Source organism: Kitasatospora sp. NPDC059327 (genome assembly GCF_042752535.1).
Taxonomy (GTDB): domain Bacteria; phylum Actinomycetota; class Actinomycetes; order Streptomycetales; family Streptomycetaceae; genus Kitasatospora.
The window spans coordinates 19,855-28,693 of the sequence record NZ_JBHYYB010000109.1 but is presented as its reverse complement, the minus strand read 5'-3'; the positions used below and the strand labels follow the sequence as shown (position 1 = coordinate 28,693).

Genomic DNA, 8,839 nt, shown 5'->3' with positions numbered 1-8,839 from the left:
TCGCTTCCGCATGGTTGCCCGAGGACCTCGGCCACCGTCTCGCGGGCGATCACGAACCGCTCCCACACGGACTCCGCCTCCCGCAGCTCGGCCTGAAGGGCCTCCACCCGCTGCCGAGCCGCGCGTTCGCGCTCCTCCAGCAACCCCATCACCGACGGCATCCCGGCACCTCCACCGAAGAGACACACGACACCCCGTCCCTGCCACCGAAACACCGAACTATGCCTGACCTGCGGAAACGCAGCCATCACTCCCGGAAAGACAACGGCTTCTGAGGCCCAGCGGGCCCCAGCCCGTAGCCGCTTCAGCATTGAGGTTCCCCGAGGTGCGGAAGGTTGCCGGACATGGCCTGATGGGCCGTGAGAAGGGAGCGGGCCCTGACCCCGGATGTTGGACACCAGAGACACTTGGATCTTGATGGTTCAGGTGGACAGGAGTCCTGCACAGATGGTGATGAAGCACTACCCGCCGCAGTTCAAGGCGGACGCGGTCGCGCTGTACCGGTCCCGGCCGGGGGCGACGATCAAGTCGGTCGCCGAGGACCTCGGGGTGAACACCGAGACCCTGCGCAACCGGATCCGGACCGCCGACGGGCGACGTCCCGCCTCGCACTCGGCGTCCCAGACAGGCGCGCCGGCCCCGGCCGCCGACGTGGCGCAGGCCGAGCGGCGGCCGCGCGCAAGAGGATCCGCGAGTTGGAGGAGGAGCGGGACATCCCGCGGAAGGCTGCCCGGTATTTCGCGGGGGAGACGCGCTGGTGAACCGCTGCCAGTTCGTTGCCGACCACCAGCGCCGCTACGGCGTCAAGCGGTTGTGCCAGGTCCTGGGCATCGCCCGGTCCAGCTTCTACTACTGGCGGTCCACCGCGCCGGCGCGGGTCGCGCGGCAGGCCGCGGACGCCGAGGTCACCGCGCGGATAGGTGCCGTCCATGCGGCCTCGGACGGCACCTACGGCGTTCCCCGCGTCACCGCCGAGCTCCGCGACCAGGGCGGGGTGGTGAACCACAAGAAGGTCGCCCGGCTGATGAGCGCCGCCCGGATCGCCGGACCGCGGTTGCGGCGCACACACCGCACGACGATCCCGGATCCCGCCGCCGCGAAGGCACCGGACCTGGTCGGCCGCGGCTTCACCGCCGATCAGCCCAACCAGAAGTACGTCGGCGACATCACCTACCTGCCGGTCGGCGGCGGGAGGTTCCGCTGTCTGGCGACCGTGATCGACCTGTGCTCACGCCGACTGGCCGGCCGGGCGATCGCGGACCACATGCGCGCCCAACTGGTCATCGACGCCCTGGCCGCGGCCGAACGGACCTGCGGCAGCCTGGCCGGCGCGGTGATGCACACCGATCACGGCTCCCGGTACAGCAGCCGGACCTTCGCCGCCGCCTGCCACCGGGCCGGCGTCCGGCAGTCGATCAGCGCCGTCGGGTCCAGCGCGGACAACGCACTCGCGGAGACCTTCAACGCGACTATGAAACGCGAGACGCTCCAAGGCCGAAAGAGCTGGTCCAGCGAACGCGAAGCCCGCCTCGACCTGTTCCGCTGGCCGCACCGCTACAACACCCTCCGCCGTCACAGCAGCCTCGGACACCGCAGCTCGATCGCCTACGAGCCCACACTCGACACACGACCAACTACACTCGCCCAAGCCGCATAACCCCGTGTCCAACATCCAGGGTCAGGGCCCGGTCTCGGTCGGGGCGTCGTCGTGGAGTGCCCTTGTCTCGGCTTTGAGGATGCGAAGCGACTTGCCGAGCCCGCGGGCAGCTTCGGGCAGCTTCTTCGATCCGAAGAGCAGCATGATGACGGCGACCACGATGAGAAGGTGCCAGGGTTCCAGGGCGTTGCGGAGCATGGGATTACCCCTTCCTTGCTTGTTGACAGGGCCGCGGGGTCGCAACCGGTGGAGCGGAGTGGGTCGGCCGCGTGCCGAGCCAGGCCGGTGTCGGCGGAAGCATGCGGAGTACGCGTTCCTCGGCGTGTGTCCGCGAGTTCGTCATGGTGGAATCAGGCCGCCGGTCGACGGCTTGGTGATCGGGGCAGGGGAAGTGACTTCACCTAGGTCGGGCCGGCGGCGACGGGTCCGCGCGTTCCCCGGAGACCGTCCCGATTCCGGGAGCGGGGCATCTCAGGCCTTGCCGTGACGGAACATCAGACGACCTGTCACGTGATGCCCAAATGATCCGGGCAGTAGCGCCAACAGGACTTCTGTGGTGACTATCAGTCATCCGTCGGGCGTGGTCAAGCCCTTCGGCACGAGGTTCGCGGGGTTCGCACGCGGGGGGTCGTGCTCGGCATGCCGACGGACGGGGTGGCCCGTGTCGCCATTCGCGGGTTTCCCGGCCGACCAGCGGGGACACGGTCTGCCCCGAGAGCTCGCCATGGTTCGGGGGCCGGGGATGCTCACCTGCTGTCGGCCACGGACCGAGTCTCTACAGGCCCTACGGATGCCATCGGACATCCCATCTCTCCCGGTGTCGACACCGTTACATGGCGGCATACTTGGGGATTCGTCAGGAGACTTTGCCAAGTCTATAGACAAGGCGGAATCGATCCCCGTTAATACATCCAATGTCTAGTGCGGCAGTTGGGTTGCCGACAGCAGGTGGGCCGCCCACGGGAGTCCCCCGTGTCCGCATGCGGTTCATGGCGGAATCGTCGACGCTGGAGGACTACTTTGCTGGAGCGTGCGCGCTGGGCCGCCCTGTGGTCGGCGATCGGGCAGGATCCACGTCGTCGGAGTCAACTTCTCGAAGGAGGGTCCTCACCGGTATGGCGATCGCGGTACCGCGGTCGGTGGCGTCACCGGATGGCGGGGAGGGTACTTGCCGTAACCGGCCACAGTGCCTTCGAGATCGTCGCGACCGGTTTCGGGCCGGTCGGTGGCCGACGGCGGCGGCTCCTCGCGGGTGTCGCGGCTGAAGCGAACGTCGGTGGCCCGGGTTCCCCCACGGTCACAGATGGTTCCGGTCCGACGGAAGGTGGTGTGTCGGCCGCCACATCGCCCGGCACGGCGCCGGCGTGATGGGCCGCGGCACGGTTGGGGATACCTTGATGGACGGGTCCCCGCTCCACCTGTCCCGGCTCTCGGTCGTCTCGACCGCGCCGCTGCTGCTGCGCCCCGCCGGGGACCGCCGCTTGGCCTCGTGGCCTGGGGTGGAGCGGCGCGGTTGGACAGCCGCGATCGTCGGTGCCGCCTCCGCGCATGCGAGGGCGGGGCCGATCCATCTCGGATGGTCGACTTCCCTGTGCGGTCGTCGACCCCGACGGCATCGCTCGGCAGGACGGACTCCCAGGGATCCGATGGCCGCCGCCGACTACCTGTCCCTCCATCGTCAGCGTCGCCCGGATCGCGCGGCGCCACACCACGCCGCGTGGTGTCACGTCGCGGGCAACCAAGGGCACGGACTCCCAGGCCACTCCTGGACGCTGGGTGCCCTCCACTCTCAATCGATCATCATCGGCGTTTCGAAGGGAACGACATGTCTTCCTCTCCCTATCAGATCAGCAGACGCAGCCTGCTGGGCGCGGCCGGCGCGGCCACGGCGTTCGGTCTGTTGCGGTTCGCCCCTGAGGCTTCCGCGACCGAGGGACCCCAGAACTACACCGCGTCCTGGTCCTCGGTGAACCAGCATCCCCCGGCCCCCGAGTGGTTCCAGGACGGCAAGTTCGGGATCTACTACCACTGGGGCGTCTTCAGTGTTCCCGCGTTCCACAATGAGTGGTACCCGAGAAGGATGTACGAGTCCGGCCAATCCGACAATCGGCACCACGTCGAAAAGTACGGCGACCCCTCGGTGTGGCCGTACCACAACTTCATCGACGGTGCCCGTGACAAGGCCGGCAACTTCGTGCAGTTCGCCCCCAGGCTTGTCTCTCAGGGCGGCGCGTGGGACCCGGACGCGTGGGCGCGGCTGTTCAAGGACGCGGGCGCGAGGTTCGCGGGTCCGGTGGCCGAGCACCACGACGGTTACTCGATGTGGAACAGCCGGTGCAACCCGTGGAACTCGGTCCAGCGCGGCCCCCGGCTCGATCTCGTGGGACTGGGCGCGACGGCCATCCGCGCCCAGGGTCTGAAGCTCGTGACGTCGCTTCACCACGCCTACCACAGCACAGGCGGATTCTTCGAGTTCGCGCCTCGGCAGTCGGATCCGGCACTCCGGATGCTCTACGGACAGCTGGGCAGTACCGCGATGTACAAGCTCTGGGGCGACAAGCTGATCGAGGTCATCGACGGCTACCAGCCGGACATGATCTGGCAGGACTTCGGAATGGACGGCATCGCGGAGTCCCAGCGTTTGCAGTTCCTCGCGCACTACTACAACGCCGCCGTCGCAGGGAACAAGGACGTCGTCACGGTCTACAAGGACGGTCTCAGTATCGAGAGCTCGGTCTTCGACATCGAGCGCGGCGGTCCGACCGGGATGCTCAGCCCCTTCTGGATGACCGACGACAGCGTCTCCTCCACCAGCTGGTGCTACACGGAGGGCATCGGCTACTACTCCGCGCGGGCCATGCTGCACGGACTGATCGACAGGATCAGTAAGGGGGGCGCCACCCTGCTGAACATCGCCCCGAAGGCCGACGGCTCCATCCCCTCCGAACAGCAGGCCATCCTGCTCGCCATCGGGGACTGGCTCGGCCGCTTCGGGGAGTGCTTCTACGCCACCCGCGCCTGGAGCTGCCACGGCGAGGGCCCCACCCAGATGGGCGGATCCGGATTGTCCATCACCCCGAAGGCCGGCACGGCGCGGGACATCCGGTTCGCCCGAAGCAAGGACAACCGGGTGCTGTACGCCACCGCGCTAGGCTGGCAGGGCGCCACCATGACCATCGGAACGCTGAACTCCAACCGGATCAACCTCACCAACCTGACCGGCGCGCAACTGCTGAACAACACCACGGGGACCTACATCAACCTGCCCGCACCGACCCAGGACGGTGCCGGTCTGCACCTGACCATGCCCTCGTCCAACCCGCCGTTCGACGCCCTGGCCTACTCCGTCAAACTCACCTTCTCCGGCCAGGTCCCCACCCTCAACGCGCCGGCCGCCCCGACCACCTGGGTGAAGATCGCCAACGCGACCACCGGAAAGGTGCTCGACGGCGGGGGCCAGGTCGCCGCGGGGTCCCTCCTCAAGCAGTGGCACTCCAACGAGAGCCCCAATCTGCAGTGGCAGCTGATACCCGTGGGAGACGGCTACTACCGCATCCTGAACCGCATCAACAACATGGTCATCGGCAGCAGGGGCGACACCACCCAGGACGCCCCCGTCAGCCAGGCCCCGTGGAGCGGCAGCCGCAATCAGCAGTGGATGCTCAACAGCGTCGGTGGCAACCGCTACCAGATCATCAACCGAGCCAACCACAAGGCCATCGACGGCAACGGCAGTACCACGAGCGGCTCCAACCCGGTGATGCGGCCACCAGCCAGCACCGTCAGCACCAGTACCGACAGGGACTGGATCATCACCGCCGTCTGACGGTCGGTGCGGCTCGCCGCCCCCGCCCCGTACGACACGCGGGGCGGTGCCGGTGAGCCGGCGCCAATGACAGCAGGTCAGGTTGGTGAGGACGGGCCCGAGGGCCCGTCCTCACCAACCCTCGGGACTGCTCCGTCGGGGCTGGTGACGCCGGATGGCACCCGCGCCCCACCCTCCGTGGACCCCACGGCGTCACCCAGCCAGTCGGTCGCCCGCCACGGCCACCACCGTGTACACGCCCGGTGTGTCGGCGGCATCCGCCGACGGCCGGGTGTGTGGGGCGGCGATCTCCGGCGCGCGCCGGCCCCAGCCGTCCAGCAGCGAGTTGACGGTTTGCCGGCCGCGTGGGTACCAGGGCAGGCCGGACCGCGCGTAGTGGGCCGCCACGCGCGCGGTGAGGCGGGGGTCGGTGCCGTCCGCTGTGCGGTGGCTGAGCACCAGCACACTCCCGATGGGAAGGACCCGGCTCAAGGAACCGAGCAATAGCCTTGTCTGAGGATCGGTCAGTTCGTGCAGGACGTCGCCGAGGATCACCGTGACCGGGCGCCGCCAGTCCAGGTCCCCGTCGGCTCGCACCGCGGCCAGGAGATCCTTCGGGGCGGTCAGGTCGGCGCGCACATGGCGGATCATCGCCGGGGCTGGTGGGTGCGGCAGCGCCCGGGCGTGGGCCATCACCATCGGGTCGTTGTCCACGTAGACCGTTCGAGCCGTGGGTCGGGCGCCCAGGACGGAGGTGTGGATCGGGGCGAGGAGGGTGCCGGTCGCCTCGGTCGTCAGTCCACAACCCAGGTCCAGGAACTGCTCCTGGCCCTGCTCGGCCAGACTCCGGGCCGCGAGGTGGAGGAAGGCACGGCTCTGTCCGGCAACCGGAACGCAGTGCGGGTCCTCGGCCATGAGGAGAGTGAGCAGGGCGCGGTCCGCGGCCAGGTGGTCCTTGCCGCCGAGCATCAGGCTTGCCAGACGCGCTGACGTGGGGGTGTCCAGTCGGAGGGTCTCCTGGTGCTCAGGCATGGGCGCCGGGAGCGCCCACGGAGCGCGGACTCGGGCGACCGGTACGTTGACGTGGTCCATCCCAACAGCGCTGTACGCGGTGGCGGAGCGGCGCGCGGGCTCGGCCGGGCGCGGGCGATCTCGCCCCGACACTCTCGTGCCGCCCGAGCCTTTGGAATGTCGTTCGATCAGCGGCGCGCCGGTTCTCACCGAGCTCCCATCCTGGTGGCCGGCCATGTGGGAGGCCACATCGGCGTCGGGTCCCGACACCTCGGAACGTCGGATATCGTGCTCGCGCCTCATGAACGCTCCCGGACGACGGCCTTGGCAGATCGGGCACTGGCGGCGGAGACGGGGATTGTCTGGGTGACGTGCGGCATCGGACCTCCACGAATGACGGTAAGAAGGCGGCCGAACAGGGAGTGGGCAGTGGTGGGGGACCCAAGGATGGACTTCCCCACGTACGGGCGGATTCGATCTCAATCTGATCTCGCGCGACTTCCGTAGGCTGATGACGGCGCTGCGTCGCGAGGACACCGACACCGTGTGGCTGGGCCGGCCGTCGAGCTTGCCTTCGGAGGACCGGGTACCGCTGGGCGGCTTGCTGGCGAAACGATCTGACGGTGCGGAACTTCGCCCCGTCGTTGGGGTCATCCAAGCCGGCGGCCGACCGGATCATCGACCGCATCGGCCCGCCGCGCGTACGCAAGCCCTGGCGGCTCTTTCGCGAGGACACCGTCCTGATCGTCGCCTTCAGGGCTTGGGAGGCGTCCGCTGGGGTGGCGACCGCGATCGCCGACGGCGGCTGCCCGGGTAACGGCCTGGCCTTCCCGTACTGCGGACCGCGCGGCGGAGAGCTGGCCGGATGGCGGGCCGGTGACCGCCGCGGGTACGAGCAGGTCCGGGCCCGCGGTGAGCACGTCTTCGCTCGCGTGAACACTTGGAAGGTCCAACGGGGCTGTCGGTTCAAGGGCGACGGCGTCCACCAGGCCGTGCTTGGGATCGCCCGCCCGCACAACCTGTTCCAGGCCGTGCGGAGTTCGTCGGCGCTCACAGCCACCCTGCCTCGATTCCTTCAACGATCGATCAGGGACACCCTTGGCTCTGCTATGGAAAGCCGGACGAAAGCGCGTCAGGGAGAGTGCGAGGTTTTGGCCGATCGTTGTCGGCCGACCGTGGCCAGGACGAACGTGACACTGATGAGCAGTGTCCATGCGCCGATCTTCTCGGGGGCGACGGGCTCCCAGCCCTGGAGCTGGTGGGGGTAGCGCCAGGCGCCGGAGTAGGTGGCCAGGTTCTCCGCCAGCCAGAGGAAGAAGCCGATGAGGAGAAACGACAGCGCGAGGGGCATGCGTCGTCGGCCATCGCGGATGCGGTAGCTGACCGTCGTGCCGGCGGTGACCGCGAGCAGCAGGGCGGCCAGTGGCCAGCGCGCGTCGGGCAGCCAGTGGTGGGTGAAGAAGTTGACGTAGATCAGGATCGCGACCAGGGCCGTTGGCCAGGGGCGGTAGCGGGTGAGTCGCAGGTCGAAGAGGTGCCAGGCGCGGCATACGTAGCTGGCGACGGCCGAGTAGAGGAAGCCTCCGTACAACGGGACGCCCGCGATCTTCAGTACCGCCGGCTCCGGGTAGCTCCACGAACCGAGGGACACTTTCACCAGCTCGAAGACCAGTCCGATGACGTGGCAGACTGCGATGACGGCGATGTCGCGACCTGTCTCCCAACCACGGCGCCAGAACAGCAGGGTGAGCAGGACGCCGTAGACGACGAGTATGTCGTAGCGGGCCAGGGGCAAGGTCGGCAGCGCGGTGGAAGCCGCCACGCCTGCGAGCAGCGCGATGGCGTAGGCGCAGGAGCGGGTCTGCAGCCAGGTGAAGTCGGTGAGCTCTCGAGACAGCTGGGCCAGGTGTCTGACGTGGGGGGTCAGGTGCATAGGTGGCGGTCCAAAGGTGTCGACTCGACGAGTTGTGGGATTCTTGGGAGCAACAGCGCTTCACGGACCGAGCCCGCAATGCCGGCGTGCGGTGGCGTCCTCGCTTGTGCGGCCTGCTTTCGGCCGGCTGTGGTCACTCGTTTCAGCGAGTGTCCGGAGGGTGCTCGCGCGCCCTGTGATGATGATCGATAGTGAGCGGGACCGAATGAGTCCGGGAGATCTCGGCATGTTCGTCCTTGTGTGACGAGGTCACTTCTCAGGAGCTGTGGCGAATGGGCGGCCAACGCTTCCGCGGGTTTGCCGCTCCAGGCCTCGCATGGGCGGACGAGGCATCGTGAGAGTCGCTACTCCGCAAGTGATGCTTCAAGACCTTGGGAGTAGTCATATCCTCCGACGTCGACCGTGGAGCCTCGTCAGACTCCTTGCCGATCTG

The 8,839-nt window shown here is 68.3% G+C and carries 4 protein-coding genes and 2 pseudogenes; 3 read left to right on the top strand and 3 right to left on the bottom strand.

Going from position 1 to position 8,839, the window contains the following annotated elements; translation table 11 throughout:
- Positions 1–447: 447 nt before the first annotated feature.
- Positions 448–1,657: pseudogene (locus tag ACFXHB_RS37975) on the top strand (IS3 family transposase).
- Positions 1,658–1,678: 21 nt separating this feature from the next.
- On the opposite strand, the gene tatA reads toward ACFXHB_RS37975, so the two are convergent.
- A complete protein-coding gene (tatA, locus tag ACFXHB_RS37970) occupies positions 1,679–1,855 on the bottom strand; it encodes a Sec-independent protein translocase subunit TatA (RefSeq protein WP_380580496.1) in 177 nt (58 codons plus the stop codon).
- 1,627 nt (positions 1,856–3,482) lie between these two features.
- Here tatA and ACFXHB_RS37965 point away from each other — a divergent pair.
- Entirely contained in the window at positions 3,483–5,483 is a 2,001-nt protein-coding gene (locus tag ACFXHB_RS37965; RefSeq protein ID WP_380580494.1) for an alpha-L-fucosidase, read from the top strand.
- Between the two features lie 192 nt (positions 5,484–5,675).
- Here the strand turns inward: ACFXHB_RS37965 and ACFXHB_RS37960 are convergent, their stop codons facing one another.
- Entirely contained in the window at positions 5,676–6,494 is an 819-nt protein-coding gene (locus ACFXHB_RS37960; protein WP_380580492.1) for an SAM-dependent methyltransferase, read from the bottom strand.
- Between the two features lie 463 nt (positions 6,495–6,957).
- On the opposite strand from ACFXHB_RS37960, the pseudogene ACFXHB_RS37955 reads away from it, so the two are divergent.
- Positions 6,958–7,495, top strand: a pseudogene (locus ACFXHB_RS37955) (IS5/IS1182 family transposase); the annotation flags it as partial.
- A 110-nt stretch (positions 7,496–7,605) separates the two neighbouring features.
- Here the strand turns inward: ACFXHB_RS37955 and ACFXHB_RS37950 are convergent.
- Positions 7,606–8,406 (bottom strand): DUF817 domain-containing protein, encoded by an 801-nt coding sequence (locus ACFXHB_RS37950; RefSeq protein WP_380580490.1) that lies wholly within the window; start codon positions 8,404–8,406, stop codon positions 7,606–7,608.
- Positions 8,407–8,839: the final 433 nt, after the last annotated feature.

Coding starts and splice junctions, on each gene's coding strand:
- tatA (WP_380580496.1), bottom strand. CDS start 1,855: ATGCTCCGCAACGCCCTGGAACCCTGGCACCTTCTCATCGTGGTCGCC.
- ACFXHB_RS37965 (WP_380580494.1), top strand. CDS start 3,483: ATGTCTTCCTCTCCCTATCAGATCAGCAGACGCAGCCTGCTGGGCGCG.
- ACFXHB_RS37960 (WP_380580492.1), bottom strand. CDS start 6,494: ATGCCTGAGCACCAGGAGACCCTCCGACTGGACACCCCCACGTCAGCG.
- ACFXHB_RS37950 (WP_380580490.1), bottom strand. CDS start 8,406: ATGCACCTGACCCCCCACGTCAGACACCTGGCCCAGCTGTCTCGAGAG.